The sequence below is a fragment of the Streptococcus sp. CCUG 71758 genome (assembly GCF_011714815.1).
GTDB lineage: Bacteria > Bacillota > Bacilli > Lactobacillales > Streptococcaceae > Streptococcus > Streptococcus halitosis.
Map to the genome: position 1 here is coordinate 156,058 of NZ_RXXO01000001.1, position 18,656 is coordinate 174,713.

The 18,656-nt window shown below is 41.1% G+C and carries 19 protein-coding genes; 16 read left to right on the top strand and 3 right to left on the bottom strand.

Annotated elements, in window-relative coordinates; translation table 11 throughout:
• Nucleotides 1-16 precede the first annotated feature (16 nt).
• Entirely contained in the window at nucleotides 17-1,204 is a 1,188-nt protein-coding gene (gene mntE, locus EKB01_RS00880) for a CDF family manganese efflux transporter MntE (RefSeq protein ID WP_167265286.1), read from the bottom strand.
• Nucleotides 1,205-1,511: 307 nt separating this feature from the next.
• On the opposite strand from mntE, the gene EKB01_RS00885 reads away from it, so the two are divergent.
• The 5 genes from EKB01_RS00885 (at nucleotide 1,512) to yaaA (ending at nucleotide 7,356) form a co-directional block, all read left to right on the top strand.
• A complete protein-coding gene (locus EKB01_RS00885; protein ID WP_167265288.1) occupies nucleotides 1,512-4,208 on the top strand; it encodes a cation-transporting P-type ATPase in 2,697 nt (898 codons plus the stop codon).
• A 104-nt stretch (nucleotides 4,209-4,312) separates the two neighbouring features.
• Nucleotides 4,313-4,723: a peptide deformylase gene (locus EKB01_RS00890; RefSeq protein ID WP_167265290.1), complete on the top strand. Its 411-nt coding sequence runs from the start codon at nucleotides 4,313-4,315 to the stop codon at nucleotides 4,721-4,723.
• 11 nt (nucleotides 4,724-4,734) lie between these two features.
• The gene (locus tag EKB01_RS00895) at nucleotides 4,735-6,330 is read left to right on the top strand and encodes a hypothetical protein (RefSeq protein ID WP_084853327.1); all 1,596 of its coding nucleotides are present in this window, start codon (nucleotides 4,735-4,737) and stop codon (nucleotides 6,328-6,330) included.
• Between the two features lie 86 nt (nucleotides 6,331-6,416).
• Entirely contained in the window at nucleotides 6,417-6,548 is a 132-nt protein-coding gene (locus tag EKB01_RS00900; RefSeq protein WP_002878149.1) for a DUF3953 domain-containing protein, read from the top strand.
• A 79-nt stretch (nucleotides 6,549-6,627) separates the two neighbouring features.
• On the top strand, nucleotides 6,628-7,356 hold the full coding sequence (yaaA, locus tag EKB01_RS00905; protein ID WP_167265292.1) for a peroxide stress protein YaaA: 729 nt from the start codon (nucleotides 6,628-6,630) through the stop codon (nucleotides 7,354-7,356).
• Nucleotides 7,357-7,387: 31 nt separating this feature from the next.
• Here the strand turns inward: yaaA and EKB01_RS00910 are convergent, their stop codons facing one another.
• Nucleotides 7,388-7,936, bottom strand: a complete 549-nt coding sequence (locus tag EKB01_RS00910) for an NADPH-dependent FMN reductase (RefSeq protein ID WP_007521292.1) — start codon at nucleotides 7,934-7,936, stop codon at nucleotides 7,388-7,390.
• Between the two features lie 90 nt (nucleotides 7,937-8,026).
• Nucleotides 8,027-8,473 (bottom strand): MarR family transcriptional regulator, encoded by a 447-nt coding sequence (locus EKB01_RS00915; protein ID WP_007521295.1) that lies wholly within the window; start codon nucleotides 8,471-8,473, stop codon nucleotides 8,027-8,029.
• A 119-nt stretch (nucleotides 8,474-8,592) separates the two neighbouring features.
• Here EKB01_RS00915 and EKB01_RS00920 point away from each other — a divergent pair, with 119 nt between their 5' ends.
• From EKB01_RS00920 to EKB01_RS00970, 11 genes are all read left to right on the top strand, one after another.
• Nucleotides 8,593-9,069 (top strand): DUF5590 domain-containing protein, encoded by a 477-nt coding sequence (locus EKB01_RS00920; protein ID WP_007521296.1) that lies wholly within the window; start codon nucleotides 8,593-8,595, stop codon nucleotides 9,067-9,069.
• 9 nt (nucleotides 9,070-9,078) lie between these two features.
• The gene (locus EKB01_RS00925; protein WP_167265294.1) at nucleotides 9,079-10,257 is read left to right on the top strand and encodes a pyridoxal phosphate-dependent aminotransferase; all 1,179 of its coding nucleotides are present in this window, start codon (nucleotides 9,079-9,081) and stop codon (nucleotides 10,255-10,257) included.
• 149 nt (nucleotides 10,258-10,406) lie between these two features.
• Nucleotides 10,407-11,753 (top strand): asparagine--tRNA ligase, encoded by a 1,347-nt coding sequence (asnS, locus tag EKB01_RS00930; RefSeq protein WP_161800222.1) that lies wholly within the window; start codon nucleotides 10,407-10,409, stop codon nucleotides 11,751-11,753.
• Nucleotides 11,754-11,901: 148 nt separating this feature from the next.
• Complete coding sequence (rpsF, locus tag EKB01_RS00935) at nucleotides 11,902-12,192, top strand: 30S ribosomal protein S6 (RefSeq protein ID WP_001151782.1); 291 nt, start codon at nucleotides 11,902-11,904, stop codon at nucleotides 12,190-12,192.
• Nucleotides 12,193-12,203: 11 nt separating this feature from the next.
• A complete protein-coding gene (gene ssbA, locus EKB01_RS00940) occupies nucleotides 12,204-12,674 on the top strand; it encodes a single-stranded DNA-binding protein SsbA (RefSeq protein ID WP_000609596.1) in 471 nt (156 codons plus the stop codon).
• Between the two features lie 31 nt (nucleotides 12,675-12,705).
• Entirely contained in the window at nucleotides 12,706-12,945 is a 240-nt protein-coding gene (gene rpsR / locus EKB01_RS00945; RefSeq protein ID WP_000068664.1) for a 30S ribosomal protein S18, read from the top strand.
• A 258-nt stretch (nucleotides 12,946-13,203) separates the two neighbouring features.
• On the top strand, nucleotides 13,204-13,713 hold the full coding sequence (locus EKB01_RS00950) for a GNAT family N-acetyltransferase (protein ID WP_025172573.1): 510 nt from the start codon (nucleotides 13,204-13,206) through the stop codon (nucleotides 13,711-13,713).
• A 437-nt stretch (nucleotides 13,714-14,150) separates the two neighbouring features.
• Nucleotides 14,151-15,305: a UDP-N-acetylglucosamine 2-epimerase (non-hydrolyzing) gene (wecB, locus tag EKB01_RS00955; protein WP_167265296.1), complete on the top strand. Its 1,155-nt coding sequence runs from the start codon at nucleotides 14,151-14,153 to the stop codon at nucleotides 15,303-15,305.
• Nucleotides 15,305-16,084 (top strand): hypothetical protein, encoded by a 780-nt coding sequence (locus tag EKB01_RS00960; protein WP_084853337.1) that lies wholly within the window; start codon nucleotides 15,305-15,307, stop codon nucleotides 16,082-16,084. Before wecB ends, EKB01_RS00960 begins: the two co-directional genes overlap by 1 nt.
• Nucleotides 16,085-16,226: 142 nt before the next feature.
• The gene (locus EKB01_RS00965; protein ID WP_167265298.1) at nucleotides 16,227-17,537 is read left to right on the top strand and encodes a glycosyltransferase; all 1,311 of its coding nucleotides are present in this window, start codon (nucleotides 16,227-16,229) and stop codon (nucleotides 17,535-17,537) included.
• Nucleotides 17,538-17,545: 8 nt separating this feature from the next.
• The gene (locus EKB01_RS00970) at nucleotides 17,546-18,649 is read left to right on the top strand and encodes a glycosyl hydrolase family 8 (protein WP_167265300.1); all 1,104 of its coding nucleotides are present in this window, start codon (nucleotides 17,546-17,548) and stop codon (nucleotides 18,647-18,649) included.
• The last annotated feature ends 7 nt before the right edge of the window (nucleotides 18,650-18,656 follow it).

An 18,656-nucleotide genomic window follows, 5' to 3' on the forward strand; every position in this document is an offset into this window, starting at 1 on the left:
TTACGACAGGATTTTTCTATTCTTCTTTTTTGGTTTCTTGATGAAAGATATTTTGCCAAGTCTCATGGCGACGCCAGATACTGGTGTGGATGATTCCGTCCATCTCATAGCAAATAAGTTTGGTTTTCTGACTGATGGAGGTAATCTGAATGTCCTTAATTGTAGCTTTAAGTTCTTTTTCAGCCTTATAAGTCTCTTTATCCATCTGCTCCCCATCTTGACGGATATAGATAAAGTCCTCGGCAAGGAGTTCTTCTAGCTGATTTCCTTGGTCAATCAATTGCTCACGCATGAGCAATTTTTTGTAGACATTGTCTAAAATTTCGTCTTCAGGTATAGGAGCAGGTTCGATATGGACATCGGTGTCAAATACTCCAAAACGCTCTTCTAGCATAGACTCGACCTGGTCTGCAATTTCGTGACTTTCATAGACTGATAAATCAGGATTTATCTCCAGCGTGATATCAAGGTAGATATTGCTACCATAGGTACGCCCTCTTTGGGACTTAACCTTGCTGATTTTGGGAATTTCCATGATAGCCTTTTGATAATCCTCAAGCAGACGGTCGTCAAAACCATCTGAAAGACTGAAGGAAGATTCGATAAAGATATCATAGGCTGTCTTTAAGATAAAGAAAGTGATGATGATAGCGACTAATTTATCCACAATCGGATAATTAAAACTGCTGGCTAGGATAGCAATGGAAGTCCCAAGCGAGGTGACTGCATCGGAAAGATTATCTTTAGCTGCTGCCTTTAGAGCTTTGGATTTGGATTTCTTACTGAGGCGTGTGTTATAGAGATAAACGACAAACATAACCGCTGCAGAAATGATTCCTAGAAATGCTCCCAGAGGATCGATAATCGTTTGTTCCCGACTGAGGATTTTCTGAATGGTATCCCGAAGCACATCAAAGCCAACGTAGAACATGATGATGGAAGTGATCAAACTAGCTAAATCTTCAATCTTCCAGTGTCCAAAGCGGTGGTCACGGTCTGCAGGCTGGCGAGCCATTCGAATGCCGATCAAGAGAGCAACATTTCCAATGATATCTGATACGTTGTTGAAACCATCCGCTACCAAACTGGATGAATGAAGTAGATGTCCAGTTGCTAATTTAGCTGCTGATAAGAGTAAGTAGGTCGAGATACTGACAATAGCACCACGCTCAGCTAACTTGAGATTTGAGATTGATTGCTTCATCAAACTTCCTTTTCAGTATAAGTAATATTCTTTCATTATACTGGTTTTTGCGGGAAAATTCAAATTTAGTCCTCCTTTATCGAATTTTAATGATTGAAAACTTTTCAAAATTTGGTATAATAGTACTACTCAAGGGAGTAGCTGGCAGAAACCTGTGATAGTGTCGTCATTCCGAATTGTGTACTGCAAAGTATGCTTTCCGGCCCTATCTTAAACAGCGAGACTTGTTATGATTAACAAGTCTCTTTTTGTTTGTCATAAAACAAAAAGAGAACTTGTTTTGCACACAATGTCAAGGAGGAGACACATGTCAAAAGAACAAAAACGCCAAGCGTTTTATACTCAAAGTCCTGAAGAGGTCTTGAAGTCAGTTGAAGCAACTGAGCAAGGCCTTTCGTCAAGCGAAGCGCAAAAACGCCAAGCTGAATATGGACGCAATGAACTGGAAGAGGGTGAGAAAAAATCTCTCTTGGTTAAATTCATTGAACAGTTTAAGGATTTGATGATTATCATCCTAATTGCTGCAGCTATCTTATCAGTCATAACTTCTGGTGGGGAAGATATCGCAGATGCCATCATTATCCTAGCCGTGGTTATCATCAACGCTGCCTTTGGTGTTTACCAAGAAGGAAAAGCAGAAGAAGCCATCGAGGCCCTCAAGTCTATGTCCAGTCCAGCTGCTCGCGTTATTCGTGATGGGCACATGGCAGAGATTGATTCCAAAGAATTGGTGCCAGGAGATATCGTTGCCCTTGAAGCTGGTGATGTGGTACCAGCAGACCTACGTTTGCTAGAAGCCAACTCTCTTAAAATCGAAGAAGCGGCTTTGACAGGTGAGTCTGTTCCAGTCGAAAAAGACTTGACAGTCGAGCTTGCTGCAGATGCTGGTATTGGTGACCGTGTCAATATGGCCTTCCAAAACTCAAACGTGACTTATGGTCGTGGTCTTGGTGTTGTTGTCAATACAGGTATGTACACGGAAGTTGGTCATATCGCTGGCATGCTCCAAGATGCTGATGAGACAGACACACCACTCAAACAAAACTTGAACAACCTTTCTAAGGTCTTGACCTATGCAATTTTGGTCATTGCCCTTGTTACTTTTGTAGTAGGAGTCTTCATTCAAGGTAAAGATCCACTCGGTGAGTTGATGACCTCTGTTGCGCTTGCTGTTGCAGCCATCCCAGAAGGACTTCCTGCTATCGTGACCATCGTTCTTGCCCTTGGTACTCAAGTTTTGGCAAAACGAAACTCTATCGTTCGTAAGTTGCCAGCAGTAGAAACACTTGGTTCAACTGAAATCATCGCTTCTGATAAGACTGGTACGCTTACCATGAACAAGATGACCGTCGAAAAAGTCTTCTATGATGCAGTACTACATGATTCAGCTGATGACATTGAACTAGGTCTTGAAATGCCTCTTCTTCGTTCTGTTGTTTTGGCTAATGATACTAAGATTGATGCAGAAGGAAACCTGATCGGGGATCCAACGGAAACAGCCTTCATCCAGTATGCCTTGGACAAGGGCTACGATGTTAAAGGGTTCTTAGAGAAATATCCTCGTGTAGCTGAGTTACCGTTTGACTCAGATCGCAAGCTCATGTCAACAGTTCACCCATTACCAGATGGGAAATTCCTTGTAGCGGTTAAGGGAGCTCCTGACCAACTTTTAAAACGTTGTGTTGCTCGTGATAAAGCTGGTGATGTCGCTCCGATTGATGAGAAAGTCAATAACTTAATTCACACAAACAACTCTGAAATGGCTCACCAAGCCTTGCGTGTCCTTGCAGGTGCTTATAAGATTATTGATAGCATTCCAGAAAACCTCACTTCTGAAGAACTGGAAAACAACTTGATCTTTACTGGATTGATTGGGATGATTGACCCTGAGCGTGCTGAAGCAGCAGATGCGGTTCGTGTCGCTAAGGAAGCAGGAATTCGTCCAATCATGATTACGGGTGACCACCAAGACACAGCAGAAGCCATTGCTAAACGTTTGGGAATCATCGATGAAAATGACTCGGAAGACCATGTCTTGACAGGTGCTGAGCTCAACGAACTTTCTGATGAAGAATTTGAAAAAGTAGTTGGTCAGTATTCTGTTTACGCGCGTGTATCTCCAGAACACAAGGTTCGTATCGTGAAAGCATGGCAAAACCAAGGTAAGGTCGTTGCAATGACAGGTGACGGTGTCAATGATGCGCCAGCTCTGAAAACAGCCGATATCGGTATCGGTATGGGAATCACTGGTACAGAGGTTTCTAAGGGTGCTTCTGATATGATTCTTGCGGATGATAACTTTGCGACCATTATCGTCGCAGTTGAAGAAGGGCGTAAGGTCTTCTCAAACATTCAAAAGACTATTCAATATCTTCTTTCTGCCAATACGGCTGAAGTATTAACTATCTTCCTATCAACCTTGTTTGGTTGGGATGTTCTACAGCCAGTTCATCTCTTGTGGATCAACTTGGTAACGGATACCTTCCCAGCTATTGCCCTTGGTGTTGAACCTGCTGAGCCAGGTGTTATGACCCACAAACCACGTGGACGTAAGTCAAGCTTCTTCTCAGGTGGGGTTATGAGTTCGATCATCTATCAAGGTGTACTCCAAGGGGCAATCGTCTTGACCGTCTATGGTCTTGCTCTTGCCTACCCAGTCCATATAGGAGACAACCAAGCCATTCACGCAGATGCCCTCACAATGGCCTTTGCAACACTTGGTTTGATTCAGCTCTTCCATGCCTACAATGTCAAGTCTGTTTATCAATCCATCTTGACAGTTGGACCATTCAAGTCTAAGACCTTTAACTGGTCAATCTTGGTCTCCTTCATCTTGTTGATGTCGACTATTGTTATAGAACCCCTTGAAGGTATCTTCCACGTAACCAAACTAGACTTATCACAATGGGGAATCGTTATGGGCGGAAGCTTCTCAATGATTCTTATCGTAGAAATCGTTAAGTTTATTCAACGTAAGCTTGGTCTTGATAAGAACGCGATTTAAAAAGAAAGTCATCTTCGGATGGCTTTTTTTGCATTTGAGGGAAAGGACTGGAAGTTGCCCCCTTTTGTGCTATAATAAAGTAAAGTTGTAAGGAGCGTAAGAGAATGGAAAAGAAAATTGTCCGAGATGTCTTATTCTTGTCGCAGGTCTCGAAACCTGCAAGTCAGGAAGACATTTATCTAGCTAGAGATTTACAGGATACCCTGCTGGCTAATCGCGAGACCTGTGTCGGTCTAGCGGCTAATATGATTGGCGTGCAGAAGCGCGTGATTATCTTTAATCTTGGCTTGGTTCCCATAGTCATGTTTAATCCCGTTCTCCTTTCCTTTGAGGATCCTTACGAGACAGAGGAAGGGTGTTTGTCCTTGACTGGGGTGCGACCAACAACTCGTTATGAAACGATTACGGTTTCCTATCGCGATAGCAAATGGCAGGAGCAGACCATTACACTGACAGGTTTTCCAGCTCAGATCTGTCAACATGAACTGGATCATTTGGAAGGACGAATTATTTAGGAGGAATTCAGATGAAACGTATACTCTTTGAACTTGTTTTTATCGCAACGACTTGGTATATCTTTTTGCCGCCACTTAATCTTACTAGCTGGGAATTTATCTTTTTCCTATGTGGACATTTGGTGGTGATGGGGATTTTGTTTAGTTTTCGAAGGGATACCAATCTTCTCAAGACGGTTCATGTACGTCATGGCAAGCCTGCCAACGAACTCAATCTAGAAGGGCTTCATTTTAATAAATTAGGTGGAGGATTGTTGTTGGCTGCAGGCCTTATCTTTGCCCTTGCTGGTCTGGTAAGTCTAGTGACCTCTAGCTTTTTCCAAGCAAAAAATTATGCTAATGTGGTGTCCATTACGGAAAAAGACTTTAAAGATTTTCCTAGGAGTGATACCAGTAAGGTTCCAATTCTAGATCGGAGCACTGCAGAGAAGATTGGAGACCGTTATCTAGGCTCTCTGACGGATAAGGTCTCCCAGTACGTGGCAGCAGATACCTACACTCAGCTGACGGTTGATGGCAAACCCTATCGGGTGACACCTTTGGAGTATGCCGACCCGATCAAATGGTTTAATAATCAGTCCAAGGGAATTGGCGAGTATATCAAGGTTGATATGGTGACAGGGAACGCTGAATTGGTAGACTTGAAAACACCGATGAAGTATTCAGACTCCGAGTATTTTAATCGTGATGTCAAACGTCATCTTCGAATCAAGTACCCAACCAAGATTTTTAAAACGCCATCCTTTGAGGTGGATGATGAAGGCAATCCTTTCTATGTAGCAACCGTTTATCAAAAACAGTTTGGTCTAGGAGTCCCTCGCCCTTCGTCTGTTATTATCTTAGACGCCACCAATGGAGAAACCAAGGAATACAGCTTGGATGAAGTACCAGAATGGGTGGATCGTGTCTATCCAGCAGAAGAAACCATCGAACAAATCAACTACAACGGTAAGTATAAAGACGGTTTCTGGAATGCCTTGATTTCTAAGAAAAATGTTACCCAAACGACGGAGGGCTATAACTATCTTTCTATCGGAAATGATATTTATCTTTACACGGGGGTGACTTCTGCAAACGCTGATGAAAGTAATCTAGGGTTTATCCTTGAAAATATGCGCACTGGTGAAATCACCAAGTACAATCTAGCATCAGCAACCGAAGAATCTGCCCGAGCTTCCGCAGAAGGAGCAGTTCAAGAGAAGGCCTACAAGGCTACCTTCCCTATCCTTGTCAATCTCAATGACAAACCACTCTATATCATGGGCTTGAAGGACAATGCAGGCTTGGTCAAGGAGTATGCATTGGTCGATGCCGTGGAGTACCAAAACGTTATCGTAGCAACTACGGTAGATGAACTCCTCAGCAAGTATGCCAATAAAAACGACCTCGAGCTGGATAATGAAACGGTAGAAAACATCAAGGGTATCGTCTCAGACCTTAAATCAGCTGTCATCAAAGGTGATACTGTCTACTTCTTCAAAATTGATGGCAAGATTTATAAGGTCAAGGCTTCCGTGTCAGACGACCTTCCTTACCTCGAAAATGGCCAAACCTTCGAAGGTCAAGTTGGAAAAGATAACTATCTCAAGACCTTTAAAGTACAATAATACTCTTCGAAAATCAAATTCAAACTACGTCAGCGTCGCCTTGCCGTACTCAAGTACAGCCTGCGGCTAGCTTCCTAGTTTGCTCTTTGATTTTCATTGAGTATAAAAATAGGTTTTCTCAGTTCAAGGAGAAAAAAGATAAATTCTTATCTATCTTAACAAGCTTAGCTGGCACAGCCCTTGTTCTCGCGGCTATCTGGTTAGGATGGACAAAATAAACAGACAAACCTCGGTATGAACCGAGGTTTTTAAGATGAAATTCTTGGTCGTGGTTGAAAAATATGCTACACTAACAATATGAAAATTTTAATCCCAACAGCAAAAGAAATGAACACAAACTATCCTTGTATCGAAGCGCTTCCCTTGAGGGAAGAAAGTCAGGCAGTCCTTGACTCATTGGCGCACTACTCAGCTAGTGAATTAGAGACTTTTTATAAGGTATCTGCCGAGAAAGCAGAAGAAGAGTACGGCCATATTCAAGCTTTAAAAGATCACAGGGCTAAACATTATCCAGCCTTGAAACTTTTCGATGGTCTCATGTATCGTCACATCAAACGAGATGGGTTAACCGAGGCTGAACAAACCTATCTTGAAAATCATGTCCTGATTACCTCGGCTTTATACGGTGTTGTCCCCGCCTTGTCGCCTATGGCTCCACACCGTTTGGACTTTTTGATGAAGTTAAAAGTAGCTGGTAAAACCCTAAAGACTCATTGGAAGTCAGCCTATGATGAGGCACTTCAGGATGAGGACTTGCTATTCTCACTCCTATCATCAGAGTTTGAAACCGTATTTTCGAAGGAAATTAGAGAAAAGATGGTGACTTTTAAATTTATGGAGGATAAGGCAGGTCAGTTGAAAATCCATTCAACCATTTCAAAAAAAGCGCGTGGGGCCTTTTTGACCGCCTTGATAGAAGGACAAGTTCAAACAGTTGAGCAAGCTCGTAAGCTTAGCTTCGCCGGTTTTGACTACCAACCTGATTTATCCAGTGATTTAGAACTCGTCTTTGTGAAACAAGCATAAAACCAGCTCGAATGAGCTGGTTTTTGTTTGATTAGTTGATGGCTGCAAGAAGGTCGTCAGCTTGTTTTGCAAGTGATGAAGCAGTTGCTTCTTCTAACACCAATTTTCCGTCTGCCCAAGCAGAGTCATTGACACGAGCAGCTGTAAAGTCACCAACGACTTGTGTACGGATAAATGGCAAGAGGTCTTTATAAATAGCAAAGAGTTGATCGTGACCGGCATTGGCTACAGATGAGACAGTAACAAACTTGTCTTGTAGGGCAGAAGCACCACGTGTATCAGACAAGTCAAGGGCACGAGAGAGCCAGTCAAGCAAGTTTTTCACGGTTCCGGGGATAGAGAAGTTGTAGACTGGAGAGAAGATCCAGATCGCATCCGCAGCAAGGACTGCTTCACGAGCAGCAGCAACAGCTGGATGAGTTGGAACTTCCAAATCTTGGCTGAAGAGAGGAACAGCTGAGTAATCAAGATAGCTGACTTCCGCTTTTCCAGCAAGTACTTTTTCAGCTTCGAGGGCCATTTGGTGGTTGAAAGAACCTTGGCGAAGTGAACCGACGATAAATAATACTTTTTTAGACATGGTGTGTCTCCTTTAGTTAAAAATTAAAGAGTGAACTCTTTTGTTACCATCTATGTTACAACAAATAATACTAATTAGCAATAATTTTGCTCACAAATTTTTAAATTTTTTTAAAATCCGAATCAAATCCTCCTTCTCCCCATCTTCCAAGATACTAAAAGCATCTACAATAGAGTTAATATGGTCAGGAAGAACCTCTTCAATTTTTTTGCGTCCAGCAGGTGTTAATTTCAGGAAAAAGGAACGACGGTCTTTTGGGTCACAAGTTCTAGAAATCCAGCCATCTCGAACCATGTTTCGAATAACAACAGTCATGTTTCCAGAGGTGGCCAACATTTTTTCAATCAAATCCTGAATACGCAGTTCTCCCTTGCTATAGAGAGTTTCTAGAACGGAAAATTGAGTAGGGGTTAGTCCGTGTTCTTTGGCAGCCTTGGTATCATAAGGTTTAAAACTTCGCATTGCTTTATTGAGAACAATAGCTGTCTTCAAGTCTAATTGATTTTGGGAAATTTTTTCTTTCAAATATTGTTTCATAAGGGTATTCTATCAATAAATAAATAGAAATACAAGAGGCATGGATTTTATAGAGAAATTATCTCAGAATGTTCCTGTCCTCACTTGTAATAAAGGAAGAGAGATGGTAAAATAGACGAGTGAAACTAAGACAAAAAAACGCAAAAAACAAGCTACTTATACAATACGGAATCGGCATTTCTTTGGTGCTACTAGTGCTGACTGGATCCTTTCTTTACCTGATTTTCCTCAGTATGAAACCTTATCAAGATGCTAGGGTTGAGGGAGAAAAACTGGCCAAACAGTATGTAGAATTGGAAAAGGCAGATCAGGTTGGTTTTTTTAATGGTTCGGAAGCTTATTACAGCATTCTGGGGCATAATAAAAAGCAAGAGGCCATTGCCGTACTGATTGAAAAGAATGACCACAAGATTTACGTTTATCAGCTAGATAAGGGGATTTCTCAAGACAAGGCGGCGACGATTTCGAGGGAAAAAGGAGCTAGCGACATTGACAAAGTCACCTTTGGTCGCTATCAGGACAAGCCGATTTGGGAAGTTAAGTCTGGAAACCAGTACTATCTGGTGGACTTTGAAACAGGAGCAGTGATCCAATAAGGAGGGCATATGAAACTATCTAAGCGTGTACTAGAAATGGAAGAGAGTGTCACTCTAGCCAGTGATGCAAGAGCCAAAGCGTTAAAAGCTCAAGGAAAAGATGTTCTTTTCTTAACCTTGGGACAGCCAGATTTTCATACTCCTGAAAATATACAGGATGCGGCGGTGGAAGCGATTCGTGATGGCCGTGCTTCCTTTTATACAGTTGCTTCAGGTCTACCAGACTTAAAGGCTGCGGTTAATACCTATTTTGAACGCTACTATGGATATTCTGTAGCAGCTAATGAAGTCACTTTTGCGACTGGTGCCAAGTTCTCTCTCTATACTTTCTTTATGGCTGTGATTAATCCTGGAGATGAGGTCATCATCCCTACACCATACTGGGTCAGTTATGGAGACCAAGTCAAGATGGCAGAAGGTGTTCCGGTCTTTGTCCAAGCCAAGGAAGACAATCACTTTAAAGTGACAGTCGAGCAACTAGAAGCGGCCCGAACAGACAAGACCAAGGTCTTAGTTCTCAATTCGCCATCGAATCCGACTGGTATGATTTACTCTCGTGAGGAACTCATGGCTATCGGAAATTGGGCGGTTGAACACGATGTTATCATCCTAGCAGATGATATTTATGGTCGTTTGGTTTATAACGGGAACAAATTTGTTCCAATCTCTAGTCTGTCAGAAGCCATTCGCAAGCAAACCATCGTGATTAACGGTGTATCTAAGGCTTATGCCATGACTGGTTGGCGGGTAGGTTATGCTGTGGGAAATCCTGAAATTATCGCTGCTATGAGCAAATTGATAGGACAAACGACTTCAAATCTGACAGCAGTATCTCAATATGCTACCATTGAAGCCCTAACTGGACCGCAAGACTCTGTTGAAACCATGCGCCAAGCCTTTGAAGAACGTTTGAATACCATTTATCCACTCTTGTGCCAAGTCCCAGGTTTTGAAGTTGTCAAGCCCCAAGGTGCCTTCTATCTCTTCCCAAATGTTAAAAAAGCGATGGAAATGAAGGGTTATACCGATGTGACAGAGTTTGCAACAGCTATTCTCGAAGAAGTCGGACTTGCCTTGATTACAGGAGCTGGATTTGGAGCACCAGAAAATGTTCGTCTCAGCTATGCCACAGACTTGGATACATTAAAAGAAGCTATTCGTCGTTTGCATCAATTTATGGAAAAATAAAACTTAGAATCTTCGTCTTTTTAGCGAAGATTTTTTGTAACGAAAATCTCGCGATTTTTCTCTAGTAGAACCTAGCTATCACAGTCTATTTATGGTAAAATAGTGGGTAATGATGTCTTCGGACAAGTTAAACGAAAAAAGGAAGATAGATTATGACAAAACGTGTAACAATTATCGATGTAAAAGACTACGTTGGTCAAGAAGTGACCATCGGAGCCTGGGTTGCCAACAAATCAGGAAAAGGAAAAATTGCCTTCTTGCAATTGCGTGATGGAACAGCCTTTTTCCAAGGAGTTGCCTTCAAACCAAACTTTATTGAAAAATTTGGAGAAGAGGTAGGTCTTGAAAAATTTGAAACGATCAAACACTTGAGCCAAGAAACCTCTGTTTATGTGACAGGGATTGTCAAGGAAGATGAGCGTTCTAAGTTTGGCTATGAACTCGATATTACAGATATCGAAGTGATCGGTGAATCTCAAGACTACCCAATCACACCAAAAGAACACGGAACAGACTTCTTGATGGACAACCGTCACTTGTGGCTCCGTTCTCGTAAGCAAGTGGCTGTGATGCAAATCCGTAACGCGATCATTTATGCAACTTATGAGTTCTTTGATAAGAACGGATTCATGAAGTTTGATAGCCCAATTCTTTCAGGAAATGCGGCAGAAGATTCAACAGAACTCTTTGAAACAGACTACTTTGGAACTCCAGCCTACTTGAGCCAATCAGGTCAGCTTTACCTAGAAGCAGGGGCTATGGCTCTTGGCCGTGTCTTTGACTTTGGTCCAGTATTCCGTGCTGAAAAATCAAAAACACGCCGTCACTTGACTGAGTTCTGGATGATGGATGCTGAGTACTCCTACCTGACACACGATGAATCACTTGACTTGCAAGAAGCTTACGTAAAAGCCCTTCTTCAAGGTGTACTTGACCGTGCTCCCCAAGCCTTGGAAACTTTGGAACGTGATACAGATCTTTTGAAACGCTACATTGCAGAGCAATTCAAACGCATCACTTACGATCAAGCCATTGACCTCTTGCAAGAGCATGAGAATGATGAAGATGCTGACTATGAGCATCTTGAGCATGGCGATGACTTTGGTTCACCACACGAAACCTGGATTTCAAACCACTTTGGTGTGCCAACATTTGTCATGAACTACCCAGCAGCTATCAAGGCCTTCTACATGAAACCAGTTCCTGGAAATCCAGAGCGCGTGCTTTGTGCAGACTTGCTCGCACCAGAAGGTTACGGAGAAATCATCGGTGGTTCTATGCGTGAGGAAGACTACGATGCCCTTGTAGCTAAGATGGATGAACTTGGTATGGATCGTACAGAGTATGAATTCTATCTTGACCTTCGTAAATACGGTACAGTTCCACACGGAGGATTTGGTATCGGTATCGAGCGTATGGTAACCTTCGCAGCTGGAACCAAACACATCCGTGAAGCCATTCCATTCCCACGTATGTTGCATCGTATCAAACCATAAACTAGTAAAAAGAAGATATTTTCATCTTCTTTTTTCACTTTTCTCTTGCTATCTACTAGTATTTCTAGTATAATAGTTAATTGTGAGCAAACCTCACTTACCCCTTGCAAAGACTAGGGGTCATTAGACCAAAAGGAGGAACATATCAATGGCTAAATACGAAATTCTTTATATCATTCGTCCAAACATTGAAGAAGAAGCGAAAAACGCTTTGGTAGCACGTTTTGACTCTATCTTGACTGACAACGGTGCAACTGTTGTTGAATCAAAATCATGGGAAAAACGTCGTCTTGCATACGAAATCCAAGATTTCCGCGAAGGACTTTACCACATCGTTAACGTTGAAGCTAACGACGACGCAGCTCTTAAAGAGTTTGACCGTCTTTCAAAAATCAACGCTGACATTCTTCGTCACATGATCGTCAAACTTGACGCGTAAGAAGGTAGATTATGATTAACAATGTTGTACTTGTAGGGCGTATGACTCGTGACGCTGAGTTGCGTTATACCCCATCAAATGTAGCAGTTGCGACTTTTACTCTTGCAGTAAACCGTACATTCAAGAGTCAAAATGGCGAACGTGAGGCTGATTTTATCAATGTCGTTATGTGGCGCCAACAGGCTGAAAATCTTGCTAACTGGGCTAAAAAAGGCTCTCTTATCGGGATCACAGGTCGTATCCAGACTCGTAGTTACGATAACCAGCAAGGACAACGTGTCTACGTAACAGAAGTCGTGGCTGAGAATTTCCAAATGTTGGAAAGCCGCGGAGTGCGCGAAGGACATACAGGTGGGGCTTATTCTGCACCAACTGCTGGTCAATCAGCACCTGCAAACCCAGTACCAGACTTTTCACGTTCTGAAAATCCATTCGGAGCAACCAATCCATTGGACATTTCAGATGATGATTTACCATTCTAATGGACAATTAATACTATAAAGGAGAAAAAACATGGCTCAACAACGTCGTGGCGGATTCAAACGCCGTAAAAAAGTTGATTACATCGCAGCAAACAAAATTGAATATGTTGATTACAAAGATACTGAACTTCTTAGCCGTTTCGTTTCAGAACGTGGGAAAATCCTTCCACGTCGTGTAACAGGAACTTCAGCTAAAAACCAACGTAAAGTAACAACAGCTATCAAACGCGCTCGCGTAATGGCTTTGATGCCTTTCGTAAACGAAGATTAAAAAAGAGGTCCAGTGGACCTCTTTTTCATGAGCTCGGAAATAAGAAAGCGAATAAGATCCTTACGGGTCTTTTTTTCACGAGCCTTGAAATGAGAAGGCGAGTTCAGTCTGGGTGGACCTCTTTTTCAGATTTTTATAGGATTTTGTTAGAAAGGATTTCCTGTTGACATAGTAAGATTCTTTTGTCTTACTAGGTTTTTTCTTTTAATCTTTATTATCGTGCTATAATGGTAGAAGAAAGCTATAAAGGAGCAACTTATGAAGAGGACATGTTCAATTAGAAAAATGCAAGAATCTGACATAAAAGAACTATCTCGAGGATTTATCAGCCAAGGTTGGCCAAGTAGAGAGGAGATTTTAACTCGATACTTTAAGGAGCAAGAAAGTGGGGAGAGAGAAGTCTTAGTTGCAGAGGTTGAGGGTGCTTTGGCGGGTTATATCTCAATTTTGCCCTGCGCTAAGCAGGGGCCTTTTGCAGAAATCTATCCAGAACTCTCAGATTTTAATGTCTTTGAACCTTTTCAAAATCAAGGTATTGGAAATCTCTTGCTGGAAGAAGCAGAAAAACGAGTTAGGCTCATATCGGATAAGGTGACCCTTGGTGTTGGGCTCCATTCAGGGTATGGACCTGCCCAGAGATTGTACATCAAACGAGGCTATATTCCAGATGGGACGGGTGTTTGGTATCAGAACCATCAACCGGCCATGAATGCGGTTTGTGAAGATATCGGAGAATTGGTCTTGTATCTGTCGAAAAATTTGTCTTAAGACAGATTTTATAAGATTTAAATCTTAAATATAGTAAACAATCATAGTCCCTTTTTCATTCGAAAAAGGGATTTTTTTGTTTGAAATTGTTTGATTTATTCCTCAAATTGGTAAAATATAATTGTTTGAATTATCAAGTTAAAAATAAATATCGAAAAAAACATATAAGGTTTAGTTTTTTTAAATACGGATTCTTTTAAAAAGTCTTAAAATTTCCTAAAATAAGGCTTTTTAAAGGTTGTAAATAATATTGTTACAAAAAGGTTACAAATTGTTAAAATTAAATTAAATGCAATAATATAATTTGGGAAAAATTTGACATATAAATTAATTGACGGTAAAATAATTAAGATAATCAAATTAATTGATTTGCGCAATAATTCGATATAAAGATTAATCTGATGTGTCAAGTTTTATTATAGTAGAAGGATAGCATAATGAAGAAACTGAAAGTGATGGTTGTTTTTGGAACACGACCAGAAGCTATTAAAATGGCCCCTTTAGTGTTAGAATTGCAAAAACATAGTGACAGCATTGAGACGATCACAGTTGTGACAGCTCAGCACCGTCAAATGCTGGATCAAGTTCTTGAAACGTTTCGCATCGAGCCACATTATGACCTGGATATTATGGGGAAAAATCAATCCCTTTTAGATATTACTGGAAAAATTTTAGAAAAGTTTGATCCAGTTGTTAAGCAAGAACTTCCAGATATAATTCTTGTTCATGGAGATACAACGACAACTTTTGCAGCAAGCTTAGTTGCTTTCTATAATCAGGTGCGTATCGGCCATGTTGAAGCTGGTCTAAGGACCTTTGATAAGTATTCTCCTTTCCCAGAAGAGATGAATCGTCAGATGACTGACTGCCTTGCGGATCTTTATTTTGCTCCAACTAGTGAGAGTAAAGAAAATCTCCTCAAGGAAAATCACCCTGAGTCTGCTATTGTCATTACGGGAAATACAGCCATTGATGCCTTGAAACTAACCGTTCAATCGGATTACTATCATGAAGTTCTAGATCAATTGGACCCAGATAAGAAACTTGTATTGGTAACCATGCACCGTCGTGAGAATCAAGGTCAACCAATGAGAAATGTCTTTACAGCTTTACGTGAGATGGTTGATCTTCATCAGGAAATTGAAGTTGTTTATCCTGTTCACCTTAGCCCTGTCGTTCAAGAAGCAGCAAACGATATATTGGCTGGGCACAATCGTATTCACTTGATTGAACCTCTAGATGTACTTGATTTTCATAATTTGGCTTCAAGAAGCTATTTTATCATGACTGACTCTGGCGGTGTCCAGGAAGAGGCGCCTTCCCTCGGCAAACCTGTTCTCGTCCTTCGTGATACGACGGAACGCCCAGAAGGGGTTCGCGCAGGAACCTTGAAGTTAGTTGGTACGAATCCTGCACGTGTAAAAGAAGCGATGACAGCCCTCTTAACAGATGAACCCCTTTATAGACAAATGTCTCAGGCACCAAATCCTTATGGAGATGGAAAAGCCTCTGAACGAATCGTTCGTGCTATACAACATTATTTTGGTATTGCTGAATCTGTATCTGAATTTAAAGAGGGGGAAGAGGCGTAATGAAAAAATGGAATAAATTTAGAAATTGGCTCCTCGCTTTTCTGGGGTGCGAGTCACTTCTTTTAGGGCTTTCTTTTTTCTTTGCTCGAGAGATTATTTTAGAACAAATCTTGTTTTTAGCTTTAGCCTTGTTTGCAGTGTTAGTATTATCTGACCTTTTGCTTACTTGGACCCTTATCTTAACATTTGGGCTTGGACTTATCGTTTTGGTTGCGGGTGTGGTTTATATCCCAATCATTCAACTGGTCTTCTTATTAATCAGTTTTCCTCTTTTGATTGGGATTCTACTTAAGGTTCGTTATTATTTCTTCAAGGTGGCCTCAAAGGTACAAGAACAGGAGGACGCAGCTCGAGCAGATTACCATGCTATGGTAACTGAACAAAGTGATGTGACGGTACAGTCCTTATTGATTCATTGGGCACATGAAGATTTGTTCTTCCAGATTAAACCCAAAGAACATAACCAGATGCTCAGTCGCATTCAAGAGGTAATTTCTCAGGAATTGAGTTACAACGATAAACTCTATTACGTTTCAGATGGTAATTTTCTCGTTCTATCTAGTAGTAATAAGCGTTCTTTAAAGGAAGTCTATCTGAGTGATTTGCGGGAGAAACTGAGCAGTTTAGTTTTTCATGGAGAAGATGGCAATCAAGGAATTCAGTTCCAAACAGGCTATTTGGTGATTAACTCTGATAATAAAGATAAATACCAAGACTATTCGGATATTGCCAGTCATCTCAAACGTCAATTAGAGACAGATGTAATTGTAGAATATTAGGAGGGAAACATGACTCTAACCAATATATTTTTTGGCATTGCTTTGGGACTCAGTCTTACCTTTGGCATTTGTTTTGTCATATTATTTATTGCATACAGTATTCTCTACCATCGAGTGAACAAAAATTTTAAGGCGGTGAATCATGATTAGTCAAATGTTAATGATTTTTACCCTGCTTACTATTTGGATTTCTCTAGCATGGGGCTTGGTAATTCTCTTTTCAGCTGTTCACTTTTGGTTCAAACATAGTGATTTTCGTGTAGATACCTCGCCACTTCCTTATTACCCTAAGGTTACCATTGTCGTACCTGCTCATAATGAGGATGTGGTTATTGCACAGACGGCAAAAGCTATCTTGGATATGAACTACCCTCACGACCGTGTGGAGTTGCTTCTATTTGCAGATAATTGTTCGGACAACACCTATGCAGAGTGTTTGTCTGTACAAGCTATGCCTGAATATGCAGAAAGAAATCTGACTATTATCGACCGTACTGGGACAGGAGGAAAAGCAGGTGTTCTAAACGATGCCCTGAAGATGGCAACGGGAGAATACATCTGTGTCTATGATGCGGATGCTATGCCTGAAAACAATGCCCTTTATTTCCTTGTAAAAGAAGTGATGAAGGATCCAGAACGCCACGTGGCATCTTTTGGTCGCAACAAGACTCGAAATGCCAATCAAAATTTCTTGACTCGTTGTATCAACGAAGAAATCGTTGTTACTCAGCGCGTGCACCACGTTGGAATGTGGCATCTCTTTAAAATTGGGCGTATCCCAGGGACCAACTTTATCATTCAAACCGACTTTGTAAAGAGCATCGGTGGTTGGAAAAATGGTGCCTTAACTGAGGATACCGATATTTCCTTCAAAATCATGCAGAGTGGGAAGTTGATTGCCCTTGCCTATAATTCAGAGGCTTTCCAACAAGAACCTGAGACCTTAAAGAGTTACTATATGCAGCGTAAACGTTGGGCTAAAGGAAACTACGAAGTTGTTCTATCAAACTTTAAGCATTTATTTGGCAGAGCAAACTGGCGAGTTAAACTAGAAGTCTTTAACTATTCTTGTGTTTTCTTTTGGTTTAACTTTGCCATTGTTCTATCGGATTTGATTTTCCTAGCGAATGTGCTAGCGATCTGCCTTAATCTTTTCTTCCCAGATGTCAGGGTTCCATTTGCTTTTGATGCGGACAATATCTACATCGCCCAGCTCATGCTCTTCAACTGGATTCTCATGATTGGTCTTTATTTGATGCAAATTATGACAGCATTGGCAAGTCAATTTGGACAAGCTACTACAAAGCAAATTTGGTTGGCTTTGGCTGCCTATTTCACTTATGCACAGATGTTTATCGTTGTTTCCATTGATTCCATTTCTTCAATCGTGCTGGACAAAGTACTCCGACGAAAAGAAACCAAGTGGGTTAAAACCAAGCGATTTGCAGGATAGGAGGATTTATGAAAACGAATAAATTAAAATATGTATGGTTTGTGCTCATCCTTTCTATCTTTTGTTTAACCTTGTTTTTGGCAAGAGGAAGGAGTAAAGTTGAAATGCGCAATCGTATTTACCGCCAATGGAGCCAACAGTTTCTTGTGACTAAGGGAGATCAGTCCTATGTCCGTACGACGAATGATTCTGAGGAAACAACCGTTCTATCAGAAGCTCAAAGTTACGGCATGCTCATAACGGTTTTAGCAGCCCAAAAAGGGCAAGCGAGTCAAGCAGATTTTGATAGTCTTTATCGTTATTTCCTAAATCATCGTATTGAGGGAACGCAGTTGATGTCTTGGAAGCAAGTAATCAAAAATGATAGCGAAACGGTTGAGAAACAAAATGCAACTGATGGAGATCTCTATATCGCTTATTCCTTAATTGAAGCTGCCAAACAGTGGCCTGATAAAGCACAGGAATACCAGGAGCAAGCTAAAAAAATCTTGGATGATATCCTTCAATACAATTACAACGAAGAGACAGGTGTCCTAACAGTAGGGAACTGGGCCAACAAGGATTCCGATTACTATTATTTGATGCGGACGTCTGATACTCTTCCTCACTATTTCCAATCTTTCTATGACCTGACTGGAAACAAACAGTGGTTAGATGTTAAGGATAAGATGCTTGGTCATCTGGAGCAAATCAGTTCTCATTCTGATACGGGCCTCTTGCCAGACTTTATCTGGGCTGAGAAGTATGGGGCACGACTTGTTGATGCCAACACTATCGAATCTCAGTATGATGGAGCGTATTCTTATAACGCTTGTCGTTTGCCTTATCACTTGTCACAGAGCCAGGATGAAAGAAACCAAAAACTCGTTCAAAAGATGATGGATTTCTTTATGAAAGAGCAACGCATTTATGCTGGTTATGACTTGAACGGAACGGCCCTCAATCAATATCAGGCAGGTAGTTTCTTGGCACCGATTACCTATGCGTCTGACAAGGGAGAAGGTTATCTGAAACTTCTTCAGCAAAATAAATACATTTTCACACAAGATTTACCTTTGGACAACTACTATGATGCAACGATGATTACCATGATTGCTCTAGAGATGTTCTAGAATGAAA

Excerpts from the sequence above, each read along its gene's own strand:
- yaaA (WP_167265292.1), top strand. The coding sequence starts at position 6,628 with ATGAAAATTTTAATCCCAACAGCAAAAGAAATGAACACAAACTATCCT.
- EKB01_RS00910 (WP_007521292.1), bottom strand. The coding sequence starts at position 7,936 with ATGTCTAAAAAAGTATTATTTATCGTCGGTTCACTTCGCCAAGGTTCT.
- EKB01_RS00885 (WP_167265288.1), top strand. The coding sequence starts at position 1,512 with ATGTCAAAAGAACAAAAACGCCAAGCGTTTTATACTCAAAGTCCTGAA.
- EKB01_RS00965 (WP_167265298.1), top strand. The coding sequence starts at position 16,227 with ATGATTAGTCAAATGTTAATGATTTTTACCCTGCTTACTATTTGGATT.
- mntE (WP_167265286.1), bottom strand. The coding sequence starts at position 1,204 with ATGAAGCAATCAATCTCAAATCTCAAGTTAGCTGAGCGTGGTGCTATT.
- rpsR (WP_000068664.1), top strand. The coding sequence starts at position 12,706 with ATGGCTCAACAACGTCGTGGCGGATTCAAACGCCGTAAAAAAGTTGAT.
- EKB01_RS00960 (WP_084853337.1), top strand. The coding sequence starts at position 15,305 with ATGAAAAAATGGAATAAATTTAGAAATTGGCTCCTCGCTTTTCTGGGG.
- wecB (WP_167265296.1), top strand. The coding sequence starts at position 14,151 with ATGAAGAAACTGAAAGTGATGGTTGTTTTTGGAACACGACCAGAAGCT.
- rpsF (WP_001151782.1), top strand. The coding sequence starts at position 11,902 with ATGGCTAAATACGAAATTCTTTATATCATTCGTCCAAACATTGAAGAA.
- ssbA (WP_000609596.1), top strand. The coding sequence starts at position 12,204 with ATGATTAACAATGTTGTACTTGTAGGGCGTATGACTCGTGACGCTGAG.
- EKB01_RS00970 (WP_167265300.1), top strand. The coding sequence starts at position 17,546 with ATGAAAACGAATAAATTAAAATATGTATGGTTTGTGCTCATCCTTTCT.
- EKB01_RS00925 (WP_167265294.1), top strand. The coding sequence starts at position 9,079 with ATGAAACTATCTAAGCGTGTACTAGAAATGGAAGAGAGTGTCACTCTA.
- EKB01_RS00890 (WP_167265290.1), top strand. The coding sequence starts at position 4,313 with ATGGAAAAGAAAATTGTCCGAGATGTCTTATTCTTGTCGCAGGTCTCG.
- EKB01_RS00915 (WP_007521295.1), bottom strand. The coding sequence starts at position 8,473 with ATGAAACAATATTTGAAAGAAAAAATTTCCCAAAATCAATTAGACTTG.
- EKB01_RS00895 (WP_084853327.1), top strand. The coding sequence starts at position 4,735 with ATGAAACGTATACTCTTTGAACTTGTTTTTATCGCAACGACTTGGTAT.
- EKB01_RS00950 (WP_025172573.1), top strand. The coding sequence starts at position 13,204 with ATGAAGAGGACATGTTCAATTAGAAAAATGCAAGAATCTGACATAAAA.